We start from the raw sequence: 21,844 nt of genomic DNA, 5'->3' as shown, positions 1-21,844 counted from the left end.
ACTATCTTTTTTCTAATATTATATTAAAAAAGAATTTTACAACAAAAACACTATGCTTTTACATTCTTACAAAGACAAAGTATTTCATTCATTTTCTATAAAGAATTTAATGAAGTAGCTCCCTCAATACTCGTAAAATTAAAATAAATATCTCACAGCAGGACACAAGAGATTCTATGAACCTACAAACAAACTTCAAATCTCTTGCAAGCTTAGATTCTCTAATCTCATAATCTACAAACCACTTAGCAACGATAGCAAGTTATTTAATAACACTCGTTGCAATTAAATCATATATTTTTGTTACAATATCATGTTTACTAACCACTACTAAGGAGTAGCCTATGCTAGTTTTTGGACAAGAGATTCTTGCTGCTGCAAACAAAGGATGTTATGGAGTAGGTGCTTTTAATTTTGTTAATTTTGAAATGCTACAAGCTATCTTTACTGCTGCCAATGAAGCAAAATCGCCTATTTTCGTGCAAGCAAGTGAAGGGGCAATCAAATATATGGGTATTGATATAGCAGTAAATATGGTACAAACAATGAGCAAACGTTATCCTCATATTCCCGTGGCATTGCATTTAGACCATGGCACAAGCTTTGAATCATGCAAAAAAGCAGTAGAAGCTGGATTTACCTCGGTAATGATTGACGCTTCTCATCATTGCTTTACTCAGAATCTTGAAACGACTGCGCAAGTTGTAGAAATGGCACATGCACGCGGTGTTGGCGTAGAAGCCGAACTCGGCAGACTCATGGGAATCGAAGACAATATTTCGGTTAGCGAAAAGGACGCTGTATTAGTTAATCCTAAAGAGGCGCAACAATTTGTTAAAGAAACAAACGTAGACTATTTAGCTCCGGCTATTGGCACGAGTCACGGAGCTTTTAAATTTAAAGGCGAACCAAAGCTTGATTTTGAACGGTTAAAGCTTGTCAAAGAATTAACACATATTCCGCTTGTATTACACGGCGCAAGCGCGATACCAGATTATGTAAGGGAAAGTTTCACACAAAGCGGCGGAGATATAGGGGCTAGTAAGGGAGTTCCTTTTTCATTCTTACAAGAAGCGGTTAAGGGTGGAATCAACAAAGTCAACACAGATACAGATTTGCGAATAGCTTTCATTGCAGAAGTCCGCAAACTCGCTAACAATGATAATACACAATTTGATTTGCGCAAGTTCTTTACCCCTGGCATGCAGGCAATGACTAAAGTTATTGTAGAGCGTATGCAAGTGTTAGGTAGCGCAAATAGAATCTAACGCTATTATTAAGGAATAAATTATGCTTACCATAGCACTCCCTAAAGGTAGGATTGCTAAAGAAACACTTATGTTATTCTCGCAAGTATTCCAAGAGCGATTTCTTTTTAATGATAGAAAGTTGATTCTACAAACGAAGGATTTCACCTTTTTGCTAGTACGTAATCAAGACGTTCCTACTTATGTGCATTATGGTGCTGCTGATTTAGGAGTAGTCGGCTTAGATGTATTAGAAGAAAAAGATGATATTGAGATTGTACGCCTACTTAATCTTGGTATTGGCAAATGCAAAGTCGTGCTTGGCAGCGAGTGTGGCAAACCAATTAATTACCTTAAGCCGCGCATACGTATTGCTACTAAAATGACAAACATCACGCAGCATTTCTTCTCTAAACGTGCTATTGCTGTCGATGTTATTAAGCTCTATGGTTCAATTGAATTAGCACCGTTGGTTAATCTAGCCGATGGCATTGTAGATATTGTTGAAACAGGCACAACGATGAAACAAAATAATTTGCAAATCGATGAAGTTATTATGGAATCAAGTGCCTACTTGATTGCCAATGTCAATAGTTTCTTTGCCAAAAAACAACGTATCTTGCATTTGCAAGATAGCTTTGCTAAAATCATCAACACATCAATCAACGATAGCTTACAAAATCGCTAGAATTTATTCTTGATTCTAAGATAATCACATCGTCTTTAGTAAATTCTATGACAAGTGCTACTTTCATGGAATCCATAACTTATTCAAATTTGACACGAAACAAATACGCAATCAAATAGCACAGAGTTAATTTTAAACCAATAAGAGATTGATGGCTCAAGTATCGAGCGACAAAAATAATTTTCTCATTCGTTATTCAAGATTATAGAAATTCACATAAAGAACCTATAATCATTCTTATCAATTTTAAAGGGACAATCATGAATACAATGCAACAATCCGCCAAGCGACAAAATAACCAAAGCCAAAAGATTCTGCGCATTATTGATTCTTTATATCTCTTACTACTAGGTATCGGTATAGGTGGCATTATCGCTTGCGGTATGTTTGCTGCGCCAATTATTTTTCACGCAACAGATTTTATTTCCGAGCAAGCAGCAAGCGCATTTAGCAATATTGATAGCGGACAAATTATGGGGCAAATTTTCTTACGATTAAACTATTACTTGCAAGTTTTATTAGTAGCAATTATCGCGTATGAATTATTTCATGTTATTTCTAATCATCATTATGCAAGGATATGGCTCATATTTGGCTTTATTAATGTGGTTTGTATTGCATTATTTGTATGGTACTACACGCCTTTTATCCTCGATAAAGAGAATCTACGAGCCGATAACTTTCAAGCCATGCACGCACAAAGCGTGTGGGTATCTAAAATCCTCTTAATAAATCTAAGTGTTGTTTTTATTGGACGGGCTTATACATTACGTTAAAGATTCTATTATTTATCGTTTGCTTCTAGCTGCTTCGTTAACTAATATAATTAAGCTATATAAAAATAAAATATCTTGTCATTCGGATCTTTATAATCATCAATTACAAATAAAAAATCTAATGTTTGATTAAAAGGATATTTCAATTAAAACTTCAATTATGACACACAATATAAAGTCAAGAAACTAATACATAAATACATAAATCCTAAACAAAACATTGCAGATAAAGCATATTAAATAAAATCAATTTATATTTACCACAATAGTCACAATTAGGAAATGTAACAAAATGATTTTTATTTATTTTGATATAATCAATGATGTTTTAAAGTTAATGATATGATAATACAAGCAGCTAAATATAAAATATCTATTGTTTATGTGTTATTCTAAATAAGAGTTATGATGTGTCTATTGTTAAACCTTTTGTCAAAAAAGCATTAGTTACAAATGTTTTATCTATCGTCTTATCTCAATCTCTCTTAGCAAATGAGATTATTATAGATACTACTCGCACGCAAAATAATCCACATCTAACTCATTCTCAAAATAATATCGATATAGTAAATATTGCTAAACCCAGCCAAGTAGGCATTTCAAATAATTTCTACCAAGAGTTTAATGTAGCACAAGAGGGTTTAATACTCAATAATATCCTTAGTAAAGAGGTACTAGCTAACACCAATCTTGCGGGATTTATCTATTCAAATCCAAACCTAGATAGAGCCACTGCTAAATTAATACTTAATCAAGTAACAGGAGACAATATCTCTAAGCTATTAGGCTATATAGAGATTGCAGGAAATAAGGCTGATATGTTGCTAGCAAATCCAAATGGAATCACTTGCAAAAACTGCGGCTTTATCAATGCGGGCAATATAAGCCTAGCTACAGGAGCACTAAGCAAGGAGGAGCTAGATAGGCTCAATAGCCTTAGGGAATACAATGAAAACACGCAAATTTCTCTAAATATAAGGCAAGGGCAGATTTTAGTAGAGGCATTAGACGCGAAAAATGTAGCAAGCCTTACATTATTAGCAAAGAATATGAAAGTAAAAGATTCCTTGCAAGCGCAGAATCTTCGCATACTATTAGGCTCTAATCAAATAAGCTTTTCTCCCATTACCTTACTTTATAGACCTATTAAACTAAATGATGAAGAGAAATCAGAAGCATTAGCATTAGATGTTGCCTATTTAGGTAGTGTGCTATCAAATAAGATATTCATAGTAGCCACAGATGAGGGTGTAGGGATAAAGAACTCTGGGGTAATAGCCAGTAGTGTATCACAACACAGTGGAGATAATGGATTTATATTAAAAGCAAATGGCAAGATAGAAATATCTAAGCCCATAGAGATTACTACTAGAGCTGGAATTCTAAAAGTAAGTGCTGATGAGCTAGATCCCACAACTTCGCAATCAACAAAAATTGCCCCTATGCTTTATTCAGAATCTTCTATCAATATGGAAGCAAAAAACATTGAAAATCATTCAATCATACATGCAAAAGAAGATATAGCCATTGTTGCAGATTCTGTGCTTAGTAAAGGCTCTGCTGATATTGAAAAAAGAGTTATATCTAAAGAGAAATTTGAGTCGTGGCATCCTACTATTAATAGCGCGTTTGGCACTCATGGTGGCACAGACAAAGTACATACCACATATACTTATGATATTGTCAACTATGATGAATATATCAATAAGAATACATACTCCCCGAGCATGATATTGGGTAAAAATATCAGAGTAGAGGCAAATGACTTCATCAATGATACGGGCATTATCTACGCTAGCCAGTCTTTTGATAACAATGCAGCTAACTTTAGCAATATCTCCCCTACTTTGCGAAACATTACAAGCTATGAGAATGGTAGCAAAACGATTTATAATAGATATGGTAGTTGCACACCGATTTTATGGCGTAGCAACCCAGATATGTTTTGTGGAAGCACTTATGATACATCATCATTTACCCGTGCTAGTCAATATGGCTTGCTTGACTTTACTGCTCCAAGTATTGATTATAGTTTGATTGAAGATAATTCTTATAATGCTGTGTCTTTAGCACTTGATTCTATAAAATTCCAGCCAGATACATATCAAGGCGATTATCAAAGCTTCATTGCTTCAGATGGATTTAAAAGACATCTAAAAAATGCAGGCTTACAGTTTGTAAGCAATAATACTACACAAGCTACATATATAGCCCCTATTAATACACTTAAGCAAAACAATGACTATATGGGTTTTAGACTTCCAGCCCAAAGCAATATAAATAATGCCAGCCTAAAAGTGGGTGTATTGGCGAATTCTATTAACATAAACTCTACTCATGTCTTTAACTCCTCTAGCATTAGCTCTGATAAAAACATGATGATAAACGCAGATTTCATTATTAATGATAATGGGAAGCTAGTTTCTACAGAAGGATTGGATCTAAATGCGAATACCTTTAGGCAAAGCGGAGGAGCAATCAATGCGAAATCTATCGCCATTTATGCAAATACAGTAAATATGCAATCGAGCACATTGAGCAATTCAGCAAAGCGAGTTAAACAAATAAAAGAATTATTTAAAAAAGTATTAAATATAGATGATATAGATTCTACTTCTAGTAATACTACGTTAGGCTCTATGGCTAATATTTCAGGAGATAACATTAGTATATTTTCTAATAAGTCTAATATTTCGGGCGTGAATATAAATGCCAAAAATGACACGATAATAAAATCCGATTCACTAAGAATTGACACCATTGAAACAAATGATAAGTATAGTGATTTAGTAGCTACACATGAAGATACAAAGCAAATAACTACAAGCATTAGCGGCAGAAATATCTCACTTCAAGCAAGCAATAACATAAACCTAGTCTCTGCAGATATAAGGGCACAAGATAGCCTAGCCATAGAATCAAATGGGGATATAAGCATTGATACAGCCCAAAATACAAACAAATCAAAAATAGAAGAAATTGATACTATAGCCAAGTTTTTCTCTAGCACTACCACAACAGAAACTACACGGGTATTTAAAGCAACAAATATAGATTCAAGCTTTAGTGCAAGCAATATAGCTATAAATGCCGCTAATAATCTAACTGCATATAATCTAAACTCAAACGCAGATACCATAAACATGAATGCCAACAATAATATAGCATTAAGCAATAAAGCAAATAGCTATAATAAAATAATAGATACTAAAATAGAAACCTCTGGGCTACGCTTCGAAAGCAATAAGGGATTCTATGGTATTAGTATAGGCAAAGATACCACAAAGACAAATCAAAGCAATCTAGCCAATATACATAATAATGCTTCTCTAAACGCAAACAGCATAACAATGAATAGCAAAGATATAATTATAGAATCTAGCGACTTAAAAGCTAAAGATTCTATAATTCTAAACGCAAATAATGTAGATATAAAATCGCTAGATAATGAATATAAAAGCACAATTACAAAAGAATTTCAATCTAATAGATTTAGTATAGGCGTAAGATCAAAAGAAGTAAATGATTTATCTACAAATATCCTAATGAAAAAACCCACTAAATGGGCTTTAAACAAGATTCCTGCTAATTTTACACAAAAATTAGCTACTAAAATTAATCTTGCCAAAATAGATTCATTTGGCTTTAAGGTAGGCTTCACACATAAAAACAATAAAAGTATCGATTATTCATTTGGCGCATTTGCCTCTAGCTCAAATATCACTAGCGATAATATAACTATAAATTCGCTAAACGATACTAATATCCTAGGATCAAATCTTAGTAGTCGAAATATAGCCCTAATAGGTGAAAATATAAATATAAAAGCAGCTAAAGAGTTAAATATCACAAGCAAATCAGAAAACAACAATACAATAGATGTGAGTTTAGATTTTAGCATAGGGAAAAAAGAAAATACCGCAGGCTTAAGTCTAGGCGGTAGCTACACCAATAACAAAACAGAATCTAGCAGTAAAAATATTGCGCATAAAGGCTCTAGTATAAAAGCTGATAACTTAATAATACAAGCCAAAGATTCTACAAATATAATAGGCTCAAATATCGATAGTAAAGAAGCCAGTATAAATACAACAAGCTTTAATCTAAAAAGCGCGGAAAATACTAGCGAATCTTCTAGCAATAAAAAAGATATATCAGTAGGTGCAAAGCTTACATATAATGGCTCATACGGTATAGATGCAAATGTTAGCAATAATCAAACAAATAAAAAAACAGAATCTAAAAGCAATCTAGCGTCAAATTTTCATGCTAATGATTTTATACTTAATGCAAGTAATAATACTAATATAATAGGCTCAAATCTAAATGCGAATAATGCAAGCATAAACACAAATAATCTAAATTTACTAGCTTCAAGTGATACTAATAAGATATATTCTAATAGCTTTGGCGCATCATTTAGTGCTTCATTTAGCAAAAACGTCCTTAACAATAACTTTAGCTTTGATGTTAATAATGGATTAAATAATCTAAGCTCTAATACCTACAATAACGCTAAGTTAAATGCTAATAATTTAAATCTTAATATCAATAATAATCTTAATCTAACAGGCGGAAACATAGAATCTAAGTCTCTAAATGCAAATATAGCCAATGATGTAAATATAGCTAGTTTGCAAGATAGTGAAAGTAGATTTAATGTAAATGCTGGTATTAGTAAATCATCTAATTTTAGCGGTGATTTAAGCTTTGGCTATTATAAAAACGCAAACTTACAAAGCGGCATAAACACAGATACTATAAATATGAATGTAGGCAGTAATATTGCTTTAAGAGGTGCGTATATAGATAGCGATAATGGAAATATAAACGCAGATTCTATATCACATAGCACTCTAAGCAATAGTTCATCATATTCTCAAATATCTAGCGATGTTTTCAAAAGTAAGTTGCCCGGTATTGGGTTAGATTCTGGTTATACTTTATCTAGTATCAGCCATAATATTGCTCTTAATGCCAATAGCGATGTGCTAAGAAGTAATTCCATAAATAAACAAGTAAAAAATCAAGCTGAAATTATCCAAAAAAGGATGGATATTATAAATAAAGCTGTATTCGCTCCAAAATCTCTTGTAAAAGATTACATTATAAAAGATGAATTAGATTCTATAAAAGGTTTTGTAAATAAGCCAATTGATAATATGGCAAATAGTCTTAATAAAAACATTAAAGTAGGGATTATAAAAACTGGCATAAATTCATTATCAAATAGTGCCAAAAAATCTATTAATAATGCCATTGATAGCAGTGTAGACAAAACATTATTAAAGCCTTTGGATGTTAGTATCGCGGAAACTATATCTAATAGAATTCAAGCAGCAGAAAATAACAAAAGGTAGGTGAAATATGAAAAAATTAAATCTTACATTAATATCTTTTTTAGCATTTATAAACGCTCTATATGCAGATTCTAGTAATAGATTTGCAGTATTTTTCTTAGGTGGTGGAGTAAATGGCATCGCTAATATAAGCAAGGTAACAGAACTAATGCCTGTCGATTATAGTAACATAGCTCAAACTTTTCCAAATTTTAATTCAAGTAGCAATATTATCAATCAAATGTGTAAGAGTGGCACTTGTGATTTAAATAGTTTAGGTGGTGGTTTAAGTGTTGAGGCTGGGGTAAAGCTTCGTCCTTCTAGTTTTTTAGAGTTTGACTTATGGATTGGATTTGATTATTCTTTTATGCTTGGTAGTGATGTTTATCCAAATGCCATAAAGCTAAAAGACAACTTCGGCTATGACTATCAAAATACATATAAAGATGGTGAATTTCCTAGTGTATGGTCTGACCTTATGCACTTATCTCTTAATGCTACTGCTACCTTTAGAGTGAAACGTTTTGGATTTACAGGAGGTATTGGTGGTGGTATGTGGGGCAATTCTTATAATATCACATTAAAAAAGAAAGATATTTTTGATGATAAAGAAAAAACAGAACGAACAGGTGGGACTTCTGGTGGCTCTTTAAATCTTATACTAGGCTTAAGCTATGCTTGGGACAATATGTGGGGGGAAAACAGAAAAGGAGAAATCGCAGTAAGATTTGTAATGCCATTGACAGAAATGGTACACGAAGAAAGTGGTAATAATGGGTATGTAGACTACAAAGAGAGAATAACTGTACGTCCATATATGATAAATATCATTTCGAGGTATTATTTTTAGAATCAAAATCGATACTAAAAATACCAAAAAATACAATAATAAAATTACTAACGAAATAAGAAATATAGAAAATGTAATAAAATCATTTTTGTATAAGATTTTTTCAATAGTATTTAAGTTTAATTGTTAAGGAGATTGTTATGAAAAAATTATTAATGGCAGGTTTAGTTAGTTTTAGCTTAAGTGCATCTTTAGCAGAAGCAAGATTCTTTTTAGGACTTGAAGCTTCGTATGGATTGTCTGATATTAAGTTCGATGGTGGAGAAAGTGGAAAAATTTTTTGGGGTTCAAATGTATTCAATAACGAAAAATTTGGAGAAGTTCATTACTGGGTAGCTGGAATAAATCTTGGGACACAGCATGATATAAGTGATATGTTAGGCTGGAGATGGTTTTTTGGTGTAAATTATGGAGAAAATATTAATCGTAAAAATGCAATAAATCTGCAGTACTTAGAATTACAACTAGGCGGTGATATTCTCTTTAATTTTACACAATCCGACTCATTATCATTTGGTGCATTTACTGGAATTGCTGGTAACTTTAATAGTCATTCTACAAATGGTAAACTTTTTACAACTACATCTATTGATGAAAATCTAGGGGGCTCAAGTGCAGGCTTAATTGGACGAGTTGGGCTGGCACTTGTTGTAGGAGAGCATAATAGATTTGAGCTTACTACCAATATTCCAATTATGCAAGCATCCTTGAGTAAGCATGGAGGATCTGTGCTTAATCCCATAACATTTACACTTGGATATAAATTTATATTCTAAATCTAGTGAATAATAGATTTTAAAAGTTATCTCATTTATAGCAAAATAGGCAAAAACCTATTGAGTGCTGTTTATTGACGGGCTTATACATTACGTTAAAGATTCTATTATTTATCGTTTGCTTCTAGCCTATCTATAATCTCTTGTCTCTGCATTGCAGAATCCTCATGGCAAAAGCTAGAATCTCTACAAGTTTTACACGGCTTAGGCTTATCAGAATATAAAAAAAGAATCTTGCGCCAAGCATAATTCGCACAAAAGATTTCTTCTAAACTTTGTGTTCGTATATCACCTATGGGCTTTGCTTTATCATAATAGACATTACAGCACAAATGTGCAAGCCCTCTATAATCCAAAAAACTTCACGGAATACTCGCACACAAGGCTCAATTCGCGATTGAATACTCAAAGATTCTATTTCTCCTCCCCTATCATTGCCTATTTTCGCCCAATTCATAGTATTTACGCAGAGATTTAAAGAATCAAGCTGCAAGGAGCTTACACAGCTTTGATTAGGTACAACTTGTATTTCTGGCACTTCTAGATCTAGCTTCCGATAGAATCTCTTGATTTTCTCTAATGATTTTGTATCGTCATAACTTTCAGTTGGAGTTGTATGCAATGTAATATTTAATCGATTAAGAGAAGATCTAATGAGTTCATCTAACAATTTAGGTCGCAAAGAATCTCCGTTAGAATTAAAGCCTATAAAGCTTTTTGGACAACTGCTTCGCAAAGATCTAATATGTGAAACAATACAAGAATCCAAAAGCGGTTCATTGTAGCCATTTAGACTAATGCTTGATTCAAACTCCAAATATTCTAGATTCTGTCGTATTTTTGCAAAAACTTCTTTATCCATTACAAGGCTTTTATCATGTCTATGATAGAGGCTAACGGGGCAATACACACATTGACGATTGCAAAAACCACTCGTTTCAAGATTCACAATCCCTACAAATCGTTGAAAAAGTTGTTTTTGATATTGTTTGTCTGTGATTTCACGAAATAAAGAAAGAATTTCCTCTTGTAAAGTGCCCTCATTAAAATGTTGTAAAAGCTTTTCAAAATAGAATCTACCCGCTGTTTTATGCAAAGGAACATCTTTACTTCTTGAAAGTATTTCATATTCTTTAACGATACTCATGAGATTCCTTTATTGGTAGAATCTGCATGATTGTTGTCTGTGTTTCGCGAGCATGATTGTGTCGTTTGCAAATCGTTTGAAGCATGCAAAGATTGCTTGGGCGATTCTAAAGGAAAAAGGTAGAGAGATTTTAGCTTGTGAATATGTTCTTGTAATGAAGTAGTAGCGGCTTGGTCTGGGTAACTGCAAACCGCACAAACAGGAAGAGAATTTTTCTGTCCTTTGATATGCGATGCGCGTAAAAGAGCTAACTTGCTCTTGCTGCCCCCCCCCGTATTTACGTGAGTATTCTTAGTAGAAGGCGCATTATTGATAGTTGAACGTGTATTTTGCAATAAAGCTTGTTGCCATATTTCCTTAAGTGTCGTATTGGCTACATTGCCTAAAGTCATCTTTGCTTGGAAATCCGCGCAACACGGACTAATATCGCCATTGCTATGAACAAGAAGTTGATAGAACACAATAGGACATAAAGCTCCGTGCTTAAAGCTATGCCCGTATTGATGTGAAACCGTTGTAGATTCTTTTTCCTCTAAAGAGAGATTCAAACGAAGACTATCACTTACATCAATCCCTGGCCAAATATTAGCTACCCCGTCAAGATAGATGCTATCAGCATAATTGCCAAAGAGTTCCAAAAAACGTACTTGGTCTTGCGAGCTAAAATAATCCTTATTCATTTTAATATGTACGTGACAATTATGCCCATACTCTTTAGCATAGAGAGTTTTATGCTCATAAAAATATTTGATATTCTCTACTATTTGGGAAAATCTCAAACTTTTCTTCGAGAAAATTTTATAACTTTCATCATTCAAACCATAAATACTAAAATGTATTTGATCAAGCCCAGATTCTATAATCGCCCGACTTAAATCTCTTGTAAGCAAACTTGCATTGCTCGTTGTGGCAATCCGCTCGCTTACTTTTGATTCTTTTGCCAATTTGACAAACAAAGGGAAATGAGGATTGAGCAATGGCTCTCCAAATCCATGCAAATGAATCATCTTAATAGGATTATCAAATTCTGCTAACTGCTTCAATATAGTCGTAAATGTCTCTAGGCTCATTTGCGTTAAGTACATTTCTTTCTTGGCATTCGTATTGCTTTGAAAACAAAAGCTACATTTGAAATTGCAAATATTACTCGGGTCGATATACATTGTTAGTGGTTGATGTAAGGGCAAGAGCTCAATTAGGGGCTTCCTATCCTTACTATAAGGCTGTCTAAACTCCGCCTTAATGCGATTCGTAACGTCTTCTATATTAGGCATTGACTATCCTTTCATAATGTGATTAGTGTTTGGTACAAAAAACATAACCGATTCGATAAGTCCCTGTGAATAATGACGAAAATAGATTCTATAATCCTTGCGAATCTTTGCAATATATTGTGGAATGCAGTATAGATCTTTTACGTCGTGATACACAGAGATAGCAAGAATAGGTTGATAAAGCGAAATGAGATTTCGCATACCTAAGAGTGCATTCATTTCTTCTCCTTCAATGTCTATTTTTATAAACATAAGAGGTTGCCCCCCCCCCCCGTAGTATTATGTTGGTAAGCATTTGATTGCTGATTGTTTTTGTAATATCCATGCAATAAAGAATCTTGCATTGAATCTAAAGCAATAACCTCTATTTGCTCTACACTTTCACAAGATTGCGTATTGTTGATGATTCTATTAGCCGAGCCGTTCGTTGTAGAGATATGAAATTGTCCTTTTTGCTTGCCTATTCCCATTTTATAAAGAGACGCTAAAGAACAGTCTTTAAGATTTCGTTGCAGACACAAAAAATTCGCATTCTCTGGCTCAAAACAATGAATAGAAGCATGATTATTATGTTGAAGAAACATTAAAGTAGTTTCGCCGTGATATGCGCCAATATCCACAAATATATCTATCGCATGGAAAGGGATAAAATCCTCAAAATATTGTTTGTCTGGCGTATAAGTGAATCCTTGCATATAGGCAATGTCGCTTGAATAGCGGAAATTCACACATTTCTGATAAGCAGCTTTCGAATCTGCATCCTCTAATTGATTGTATATCTCTAAATAAGACGAAAAACACTCTTGTATGTCACGTTTAGAATCTTCTAGGCAAAACGGTCTGCCAGCTTTATCACAACTCACAAATTCCACAGGCTTTATAGCAAGCTTGCTATAAGTAGCAAAGGCAAAATAATCCAGATTCCTTAATCCAAACGAATCAAGTTTGCTTGCTACAGTAAGAGCTTGGGAAAGCACGACACAAGAAACAATTAGAGAATCTTTGGGTACTTCATGCGGGGTTATAACAGGAATACCGTTAATGTCAGATTGCGGCTTATCGCACACAAATCCTACAATATCATAATGCAATGCTTCAAACACACTCAAGGCATAGTCATTTATCCCAAAGAGATAACGTCTCTTAGGATACTCCAAAAAGTCTTGACAAAATCGCTTGGCTTCATCGTTATCACGTTGTGGATAAAGTATCATTTGAGCTCCTTAAGCTTATAAGACAAAATTATGGCAGTAGCTTCTAGCTTTATTCAAGAAGACAAACTCTTTCTACTTAGGTACAAAGAAAAAGACGCTCTCTGACAAACCACTCGAATAGTGGCGAAGATACAGTTTATAATCTTTATGCAATGCAAGAATCATACGTGGAATAACTATAAAATCATCATATCGATGATAGGCAGAAACAGCAAGCAAAGGCGTAAAACGTGTAATAATACCCTGCATGCCTTTAATGGCTAATCGCTCTGCACTCTCAATATCTAACTTAATCATAGTCTCCCCCCCCCCCCGTCAGAGTAATAGATTGGGAATGCAAGAGATTATCAAGAGAATTAGTTTGTATATTGCAAATTGGTTGTGTAATTGGTGTATATGTCGAATTGGAAGTTTGTAGATGTGAGCTTGTGCTATCCGCAGTAATATAATAATCTTGCGCCTTATCTGTTACACCAATATTAAAACCACGAATACATTTATCAGCCTTGAGAGATTCTGCATGCAATGCCTGCTTGGCTATTATAAAATTATTTCTCTCTGGTTCAAAGAAATAAATGTCTTGATAATTGCTCGCTCTCTTAATAAATTCTAAAGAAGTTTCACCGTGATATGCCCCAATGTCAAAGAATGTGATTACCCGCTCTAAACAACAAAAATCCTCAAAATACTGCTCTTGGGGTGAAAACTCAAAATCACGCATAAAAGACCAATCGCTATTCAAACGAAAATTAAGGATATTCTCGAACTGCCTTTTAGATTCTCTATCTGCTAGTTGCTCATAAATATCTTGATAGGCTTGAGTATGGGTATTAAAATGCCTTCTAAAATCTGCCCAATTACTCACTCGTTTATTTGTATTAGAATCTTTATTTTCAAGTGCCTGCGCAAATTCATCAAAAAATTCTAATTCTAAGATTTCTAAATCATGGAATCGCTGCGTAAATGATGCGTCCTTGCTTAATAATTCGCGCACACCACGAACAAAGGCAAAATAATCTATATATTCTAGCTCTATTGAGATTTGATTAGATAATGAACTCTGACCTTGCAATGCGCAAATCTTCTGCAACGCTTTCTTGGTTTGGCTCGTTACTACTACTACTACTACTTTGCATTGAATGCTACGTGGCTTTGTCTCTGTAAGAGATTGCTTTGTATTCTCTGTAATATAAGAGTAAAGTTGTTTGCTCTTAAGAATAGGGATTTTATTTGTACTCTTTTCATTTGCTAGCATAGAATCGAATAGATAATATTCTTGAGTAGTAAAGTCATCAAGGATTCCATCTATGGAGATTCCATATTTTGTAACTTCTGTAATGATACTTTGAGAATATTGATTATGCCCAAAGATATAACGTTGGCAACTCTTACTTGTAAGAAACTCACGCAAAAAGCTTTGTGCTTGCGACATTTGTGTATGTTGTATACAAAGACTCAATAATGCTCCTTTAGTTATATTTGCATTGTTGGTTGTGCCAATGACTTTAGCACGGGTTGTAAGGATTTTGTTTGCAAAGATTGTTGCGCACTTTCAAAGAAAGCTAAACCGCGTATTGATTCAGTAATGCCAAACACGTAGGGATTAGCAAAATCTCTTTGCGCAAACGCTTGCTCTAAATGCAAGCTCTTAGCCTTTGTATGCGTGCATTCTTTAGACTTCAAATATTCTCTAAGACTGCTTGCAACATCACTATAATAATTTGCAAACGCCTCAATGAAGCCAGCTGGATGCCCTGCCTTAAAGCGGTTGTATCTAGGCTTGTTTGATTCTAAACAATGCGGCGAAGCTCTATCGAGGATTGAACGGTTACCGTTCTTATCATTAAGTAACAATATTTCAGGATCGCTTTGTAACCAAGTCGCGCTGAAATTTTCCGCGTAGATTCTCACTTGCAGCCCATTCCTTGCGCCAAGCGCGCTTTTTGAAAACCACATATTGACATGTATATCAGACTCATAACGTGCAAGAATATTAATGTCGCTGACTATATTGAAATGCCCATAACTTGCTTTCATGGCGATACATTCTAGCGGATACGAATTAGTCAAGAATGAGATGATATTTTGACAATGGATTCCTAAATCAAGGGATATAATAGGAATCTTAGAATCTTGCAGCCTCCAATCTTGCGGTTTGATAACCCTACCATTCTCATCACATCGCACAAAACCTTCTTGTGGCATTTCGATATGTACAGAATAGATTTTGCCAAAACGTTTCGAACACAACATTGCCCTAAGCTCTCGCAACATCGGATAGCCAGTATAGTTATAAATAACCGCTAGGAATCCTCTTTGCTCTTGCAGTATTGTAGAAATTTGTAGTGCCTCTTCAAGGTTAAGACAAAGCGTTTTCTCACAAATAACATTAAAACCATGCAAAAGAGATTCTATGACAATTTCTTTATGTGTAGGAGTGGGAGTAAGGACACAAATAGCGTCTATATTGCCGCGCTCATTTTCTAAAAGCTCTTTATAATGTGTATAGATTCTTAATGGTTGCTTGTGATTGCCAAAAATTTCGGCACTTTGCGCGTTGCTTTGCGCTCGTGTGCTAAAGCAAGCTGCCTCAAGGATAAATTCATTATCCATTTGTGTAGCAATATAATGGGTTCTACCTATCGCAGATTCTATGCTTCCTCCAATAAAAGCCAATCGTAATGGGCACATTACAAACCTGCTACAATACTATGAAAGAAAAACTATCATGAATGGATAGCTTGACGTTGCAAAAATGACGTTCCATTGAAGAAAAAATAACTTCATACATCAACCTTATATCCATATCTAACTATGAAAATGCGTATTTTCAGATATATTTAGAGAAAAAATGTCCGATAAAGTTGCAGAGGTTTTTAACAAAATACAAATAAAATGCGGATATTGTTATCTGTTGGTACTTTTTGAATAGAATAGCCGAATTAGTTTTTTAAAACACTTAAGCCTTTCAGAAGGGCAAAATATATCTGAAAATACGCATTTTCAGATAGAAATTCTTTATAAATCACCTAGAGAAATACAATGAAAGAAAAGCTTGTGATTATTGGCGGTGGTGGGCATGCTCGTGCCTGTCTTGATATTATTGCTATGCACAAACATTTTGAAATTATAGGCATTATTGATTCGTATTTGGTTAATAGCAACATACAAACATCTTGCGGATATGATGTTTTAGGTGATGAATCTCTACTACATTCTCTCAATACTCCAAAAAAACAATACAGCGCTTTTGTTGCCATAGGGCAAATACGAAGTCCACAGCCTAGAATGCACCTTTATCACAAACTTAAATCATTGGGCTTTAAATTACCTAGTTTTGTTTCCCCATTAGCTTATGTAGCGAGCAGTTCTTCCATTGGAGAAGGCAGTATTATTATGCACGGGGCACTCATTAATGCAAATGTGCAAATCGGAAAAATGGCTATTGTGAATTCCAAAGCTCTAATCGAGCATGATTGTATTGTTGGAGATTTTTGTCATCTTAGCACTGCAAGTGTCATAAACGGTGCCTGCACAATAGGCAATCAAGTCTTTTTAGGAAGCAATATGACATTAAAACACAAAACTCACATTGCAGACAATAGCCTCTTATATTGCAATCCTTTAGAACAACGTTTGCGAGACTATGCGCATACAGATTCTACCCGTGTCAATAACGGGGGGGGGGGGCAACTAGCCCAAAATTCTTTAGAGCGGCTCATCATAGCCCTATTTATCAAAATACTTCTATACCATTTACGCCATTCAATCTTGTTTATCCTAAGAAGCTTAAGGTAAGTTAATGGATAGACAACAAATTTTTACAAGCAATGAAACTCTGTTGAAAAGTAAAGATTCTCGCCGTTTTTTGTTTGTTGGCAATCGACTACACGTATTGTACGCCCTGCTTGAACGATGCGCGAATGTTGCAATTTGCTTAGAATCTCAAAGCTTTGCTGCAAAAACCTTACAAAGGGATTATCACGAGTTTCATTCTAAACATGAGCTTTTGACGTTGCTCCAAACGCTTGACTTTGACATCTTAGTATCAAATGGCTGTCCTTATATTTTGCCCATATCACAAATCGCTAAGCCGCATCATATTTTTGTGAATTGTCATCCTTCGCTTTTACCTAATCTCAAAGGCAAGCACCCAATTAACGGAGCAATTCTCTATCATCAAGCAAGCGGTGCGACTTGTCATCTTATGACAGATAGAGTTGATTCTGGGGCTATCATCTCGCAAGTACCCGTATATAATGATGAAAACACACCTTTAGCCCTACTCTATCAGATGTGTTTTTTGGCTGAAAAAGAAGCCTTTCTCCTCGCATTAGAAAAGAATTTTCAAACAATAGATTCTATGAATTGTACGCCTTTAGAATCTAAGCTTGCAGAGATTCCTTATTTCACACGTTCACGCAAAGATTTACTTCTTGATTTTGGCTCTGATAGCACACAAACTATTCTCAATAAAGTAAAAGCCTTTAGTGTGAATAATCAAATGGTAAGCCTTCATATCCATGAGCATATTCTTAAAATCACTCATGCAATGTTGATTGACAATCCTTTCTTACAACGTATGTTTCAAGACTATCAAGTAAACGATATTGTTTTAGCCTATGAAAATCATCTACTTTGCAAACGTGCAGAAGGCTTTTTACAACTCACAACAAAGGAAGAATTGCCGAGTTTGCAGCTCCCGATTAATCTTAACCCTATTCACAATAATTTCAATGCCTATACAGCACGCGAACAAACATGCAATAAAGATTCTTGCAAATCTCATGAAGATTCATTAAAAACCCTAACAAATAAAGCTTCATTAGAATCTTTCAATCAAATAGATTCTGTCCCCAATGAAATCTCTATGTTTTGTCAAGATTCTCTACTAGAATCTACAATTTCTTGCGAAGTCGACTATCCGTTAGATTCTACACATTCTGTTCAAAAACAAAGCAGAGCCGCCGCCCCATTTTGTATTTTTAGTTCCAAGAGCTATGTAACAAGTATGTTGCGAGACAAAGAAAGACGTTTTACTTTTCATTACACAGAGGGAGATAAACTTTTTAGTAACACAGCGATTATGCAACCAATTCCAAATACTACTTATGTGGATATGAGCTCTCCTTATGGTTATGGGGGATATTTTACCAATTCAAATGACAGCAAATTCTTATCTCGTGCCATCACTTCGCAGAGCATACAAGCCAAAAAACATGGTGTCGTAGCTGAATTTATACGTTTCCATCCTCATTATCCTCATAATGTATTCTTTAGAGATGTGCTTGACTTTTTTTGTATGCAAAAGGCAGTTATTGAAGTTAGCACGAAGTCGGCATTACGTTGGCAAAATTACTCTTCGCGTTTGAGAGGCAAATTACGCAAATCATTAGAAATGTTGCATATTACACAAAGCTATGACACACAAATGTTCTATACGCTTTATAACAATGCAATGCAGCAAAAACAAGCAAATCCATTTTACTTTTTTGATTATTCCTATTTTCAGAATCTAATCAGCATGCCAGAATGCGTTATGCTTGAGGCTCGCTATAAAAACGTAGTATGCGCTATGGGAATCTTTTTATTTGACTCACTGTGCGGGTATTATCACTTAGGGGCTAATGCCCCCTTAACACTCAATAAAAACCTCAATGCAATGAGCGCATTGTTTGAAAGATTCTTTGAAATTGCCAATGCACGTGGACTGCAGTATTGCCTTTTGGGTGGTGGACAAACTCTTAATAACGAAGATTCTTTATTTGCTTTCAAAAAGCAATTCGCCACCAATATAAAACGATTCTGTATCGGCGGCAAAATCTATAACACTGCTATCTATCAAGCACTTTGCGCAAACACTCCGCACTTTCAAAACGTATTTCCTCTTTATCGCTTTGCTCTTCAGAATCCCGCAAATACGGGGGGGGGGGGGCAGTCCCTTTAGTATTTCTGTATTGCTATGGCAATATGGTTTTTATGCTTTTGAAAAAATATCTAGCTTTATTTCTTGTTGTTTGCAGAGGATTCAAGAATCTTATTGTTTTTATGCTTTTGAAGTGTTGTTATCTCTTTCTAAGAGGAAGAGCTTATGAGTGATACTACGCCATCTTGTATAAAACAAATACTCTTTATAGGAGCAGGAGGATTCGCTAGTGAGTGTTATCAATATCTTTTAGATGTGATGAGTCTTGATAATACGATTAGATTCAAAGGATTTGTTTCTACAAGCAATAATCTTGCTCCTTATAAGTTAGAGCATTTATTCTTGGGATATTATGATGAATATGAGTTTAGTAAAGAGAATAATGAATATTGTGTAATAGCCATAGGTGAACCAAAGGCAAGATATAGAATCTATCATGAGTTGAAGCATAAAACAAGATTCTATAATCTTATTTCTCCTAAAGCTTTTATTACACATACAGAATATATTGGGGAATGTAATGTGATTGCACCGTTTGCAACCATTGGACTGAATACGCAAATTGGCAACGCAAATATTATTGGTAATTACGCAATAGTCGGGCATGATTGCGTAGTAGGAAGCTACAACTTCATTAGTTCCTACGTCTCATTTGGTGGTTTTTCCCGCATAGGTAATTGCAATTTTCTCGCGCACAAAGTAACACTTACCCCGCATACCCATATTGAAAACAACTGCACGGTTTCAGCAAACAGCGTCATCTCCAAAAAACTACGAAGCAACAAAATCGCTCTTGGCAACCCGGCTACGATTATTGGCGAAAATGAACCCCACGAAAGGACATAATAATGGACATACAACAAAGAGTTATTAAAGTGATTGAAGAACTTCGTCCAGATATAGAACTTCAAAAAGCTCTCAATGAAAACAATAATCTAGCATTTATCGAAGACGGCATTTTTGATTCCTTTGACATTATCTCGCTTGTTAGTGCGCTTGATAAGGAATTTACCATTTCCATAGATGGCAGCAAAATTATCGCGGAAAACTTCAATACCCTAGAGAATATTGTCTTGCTTGTTGCGCAAAGCTATGGGGATTCAAGCAGTTAAACTACCACTGATAAGGCGACATCATGACTTTCACATTCTCTAACAAAAAGATATCCTCCATTCTTAGTATCCTTCCCAAACAAAAAAGCTATTTTGATGATGAAATCTCGCGCTACAACTTCCCCGCTAAAAAGTCTCTTGTTCTCAAAGAGCTTATGGGATATAACGCGCATAATATCGCAAGCGAAGACATGCTCGCTTCGGATTTTATCATTGCAGGATTACACAAGCTCTTTGCAGATAAAGTCATTACACCAGATTCCATAGACGCTTTGATTTATGTAACGCAATCGCCGGATTATCTGATACCACAAACTTCAGTACTTATCCAAGACAAAGCTGGACTTAAGAAAGATATGCTGTGTTTTGATATAAATCAAGGCTGCGCAGGGTTTTTACATGGGCTGTTCTTGGGCTTTAGCCTCTTAGAAAACCCAAGTATTACTAAGGTTGTCTTAGCAAATTCAGATGTTCTTAGTAAAAAAGTCAACATTAGAGACAGAAATAGCTATCCATTAGTGGGCGATGGTGGCAGTATCACTGTGCTAGAGAAGACGCAAACACAACAAACTATTTATTGTTACAACAAGACATTTGGAGAGCAAGCATTAGCCATTCACGTTCCAGCAGGAGGATTTAAACTTCCAAGCAGTAAAGAGACTTGTATCGAACGAGAAGATAGCGACGGGAATATAAGGAGCCTTGATAATCTCATTATGCAGGGAGCTTCAGTTTTTAGCTTTGTACAAGCACAAGTGCCCTTAATGCTAGAAGAGCTTTTGACTTTCTCGCAATATACAAAAGAGCAAATAGACTACTATATGTTTCATCAGCCAAATAAATTTATGTTGCAAAAATTAGCGGACAAACTACAAATTCCTCACTATAAAATGCCCAACAATATCGTAGAAAACTTTGGTAATGGTAGTGGTATTACCATTCCTCTTAATATCTGTTTTAATCTCGCCAACATTTTATCTACACAGAATCTCACCATTTGTTTGGGCGGATTCGGGGTAGGGCTAACATTATCTGGAATCATCATGGAAGTAGAAAAGATTCCCTATCTTACCATTATGGAAATATAAGGAGAAACATGCAAAAGAAAATAGAACAACTGCAAGCAAGGCTTACTGATTTGCTTGATAAAGAATCTCTTAATCAAACGGAGCTGTTGCAAGATTCTAAAGAATGGGATAGCTTAAGCAAAATTGCCATTATTGCCTTTGTAGAAAAAACCTATCAAGTGTCTTTAAGCCTTAACGAACTAAACGATACAAAAACATTACAAGATATTGCGTTATTGATACAAGCAAAAGAATCCCGCAAATACGGGGGGGGGGGGGGCAGCCCCTTTAGTATTTCTGTATTGCTATGGCAATTTGGTTTTTTTGCTTTTGAAAAAATTTTTAGCTTTTTTTTTTTTTTTTTGCAGGGGTTTCAAAAATTTTTTTTTTTTTTTTTTTTTTAAGTGTTTTTTTTTCTTTTTAAGGGG

The 21,844-nt window shown here is 34.8% G+C and carries 20 protein-coding genes; 12 read left to right on the top strand and 8 right to left on the bottom strand.

All coding sequences use genetic code 11. The features are described from left to right. The first annotated feature begins 344 nt into the window (after positions 1 to 344). The 6 genes from CQA66_RS07905 (at position 345) to CQA66_RS07880 (ending at position 9,676) form a co-directional block, all read left to right on the top strand. Positions 345 to 1,268: a class II fructose-bisphosphate aldolase gene (locus CQA66_RS07905; RefSeq protein ID WP_104763107.1), complete on the top strand. Its 924-nt coding sequence runs from the start codon at positions 345 to 347 to the stop codon at positions 1,266 to 1,268. Between the two features lie 22 nt (positions 1,269 to 1,290). Further along, on the top strand, positions 1,291 to 1,935 hold the full coding sequence (gene hisG / locus CQA66_RS07900) for an ATP phosphoribosyltransferase (protein WP_104763106.1): 645 nt from the start codon (positions 1,291 to 1,293) through the stop codon (positions 1,933 to 1,935). A 260-nt stretch (positions 1,936 to 2,195) separates the two neighbouring features. Further along, positions 2,196 to 2,711 carry a DUF4149 domain-containing protein gene (locus CQA66_RS07895; protein ID WP_244910960.1) on the top strand — a complete coding sequence of 172 codons (516 nt, stop codon included), beginning with the start codon at positions 2,196 to 2,198 and terminating at the stop codon, positions 2,709 to 2,711. 410 nt (positions 2,712 to 3,121) lie between these two features. Next, on the top strand, positions 3,122 to 8,071 hold the full coding sequence (locus CQA66_RS07890) for a two-partner secretion domain-containing protein (RefSeq protein ID WP_104763397.1): 4,950 nt from the start codon (positions 3,122 to 3,124) through the stop codon (positions 8,069 to 8,071). Positions 8,072 to 8,078: 7 nt separating this feature from the next. Then, positions 8,079 to 8,900, top strand: coding sequence for a hypothetical protein (locus CQA66_RS07885; RefSeq protein WP_104763398.1), 822 nt, complete (start codon positions 8,079 to 8,081; stop codon positions 8,898 to 8,900). A gap of 140 nt (positions 8,901 to 9,040) precedes the next feature. After that, complete coding sequence (locus CQA66_RS07880; protein ID WP_104763399.1) at positions 9,041 to 9,676, top strand: outer membrane beta-barrel protein; 636 nt, start codon at positions 9,041 to 9,043, stop codon at positions 9,674 to 9,676. 107 nt (positions 9,677 to 9,783) lie between these two features. Here the strand turns inward: CQA66_RS07880 and CQA66_RS07875 are convergent, their stop codons facing one another. From CQA66_RS07875 to CQA66_RS07840, 8 genes are all read right to left on the bottom strand, one after another. Beyond that, a complete protein-coding gene (locus CQA66_RS07875; RefSeq protein WP_158657029.1) occupies positions 9,784 to 10,008 on the bottom strand; it encodes an SPASM domain-containing protein in 225 nt (74 codons plus the stop codon). After that, a complete protein-coding gene (locus CQA66_RS07870) occupies positions 9,969 to 10,823 on the bottom strand; it encodes a radical SAM family protein (protein WP_104763401.1) in 855 nt (284 codons plus the stop codon). Before CQA66_RS07870 ends, CQA66_RS07875 begins: the two co-directional genes overlap by 40 nt. Then, entirely contained in the window at positions 10,820 to 12,097 is a 1,278-nt protein-coding gene (locus CQA66_RS07865) for a radical SAM/SPASM domain-containing protein (protein WP_104763402.1), read from the bottom strand. The genes CQA66_RS07870 and CQA66_RS07865 overlap by 4 nt, the downstream gene beginning before the upstream one ends. 3 nt (positions 12,098 to 12,100) lie before the next feature. Continuing rightward, entirely contained in the window at positions 12,101 to 12,316 is a 216-nt protein-coding gene (locus CQA66_RS07860; RefSeq protein ID WP_104763403.1) for a hypothetical protein, read from the bottom strand. Positions 12,317 to 12,339: 23 nt separating this feature from the next. Beyond that, positions 12,340 to 13,311, bottom strand: coding sequence for an FkbM family methyltransferase (locus tag CQA66_RS07855; protein WP_104763404.1), 972 nt, complete (start codon positions 13,309 to 13,311; stop codon positions 12,340 to 12,342). Positions 13,312 to 13,383: 72 nt separating this feature from the next. Beyond that, on the bottom strand, positions 13,384 to 13,608 hold the full coding sequence (locus CQA66_RS07850) for an FkbM family methyltransferase (protein ID WP_104763405.1): 225 nt from the start codon (positions 13,606 to 13,608) through the stop codon (positions 13,384 to 13,386). Further along, positions 13,601 to 14,770, bottom strand: a complete 1,170-nt coding sequence (locus CQA66_RS07845; protein WP_104763406.1) for a class I SAM-dependent methyltransferase — start codon at positions 14,768 to 14,770, stop codon at positions 13,601 to 13,603. The genes CQA66_RS07850 and CQA66_RS07845 overlap by 8 nt, the downstream gene beginning before the upstream one ends. Positions 14,771 to 14,784: 14 nt before the next feature. Beyond that, entirely contained in the window at positions 14,785 to 16,002 is a 1,218-nt protein-coding gene (locus CQA66_RS07840) for a Gfo/Idh/MocA family protein (protein WP_104763407.1), read from the bottom strand. Between the two features lie 351 nt (positions 16,003 to 16,353). Here CQA66_RS07840 and CQA66_RS07835 point away from each other — a divergent pair, with 351 nt between their 5' ends. The 6 genes from CQA66_RS07835 to CQA66_RS07810 all read left to right on the top strand — a co-directional run bounded on the left by CQA66_RS07835 (position 16,354) and on the right by CQA66_RS07810 (position 21,820). After that, positions 16,354 to 17,109, top strand: coding sequence for a NeuD/PglB/VioB family sugar acetyltransferase (locus tag CQA66_RS07835; RefSeq protein WP_104763408.1), 756 nt, complete (start codon positions 16,354 to 16,356; stop codon positions 17,107 to 17,109). A 4-nt stretch (positions 17,110 to 17,113) separates the two neighbouring features. Beyond that, complete coding sequence (locus tag CQA66_RS07830) at positions 17,114 to 19,258, top strand: formyltransferase family protein (protein WP_115582591.1); 2,145 nt, start codon at positions 17,114 to 17,116, stop codon at positions 19,256 to 19,258. A 144-nt stretch (positions 19,259 to 19,402) separates the two neighbouring features. After that, the gene (locus CQA66_RS07825; protein ID WP_115582590.1) at positions 19,403 to 20,083 is read left to right on the top strand and encodes an acetyltransferase; all 681 of its coding nucleotides are present in this window, start codon (positions 19,403 to 19,405) and stop codon (positions 20,081 to 20,083) included. A gap of 2 nt (positions 20,084 to 20,085) precedes the next feature. Then, positions 20,086 to 20,349 (top strand): acyl carrier protein, encoded by a 264-nt coding sequence (locus tag CQA66_RS07820; protein WP_115582589.1) that lies wholly within the window; start codon positions 20,086 to 20,088, stop codon positions 20,347 to 20,349. A gap of 23 nt (positions 20,350 to 20,372) precedes the next feature. Beyond that, complete coding sequence (locus CQA66_RS07815; RefSeq protein WP_115582588.1) at positions 20,373 to 21,437, top strand: 3-oxoacyl-ACP synthase III family protein; 1,065 nt, start codon at positions 20,373 to 20,375, stop codon at positions 21,435 to 21,437. A gap of 8 nt (positions 21,438 to 21,445) precedes the next feature. Further along, positions 21,446 to 21,820: an acyl carrier protein gene (locus tag CQA66_RS07810; RefSeq protein ID WP_115582587.1), complete on the top strand. Its 375-nt coding sequence runs from the start codon at positions 21,446 to 21,448 to the stop codon at positions 21,818 to 21,820. Positions 21,821 to 21,844: the final 24 nt, after the last annotated feature.

It is taken from the genome of Helicobacter aurati, assembly GCF_003364265.1.
GTDB classification, from domain to species: domain Bacteria; phylum Campylobacterota; class Campylobacteria; order Campylobacterales; family Helicobacteraceae; genus Helicobacter_A; species Helicobacter_A aurati.
The sequence above is the reverse complement of the archived record's forward strand: the minus strand, read 5'-3'. Positions and strand labels throughout refer to the sequence as shown.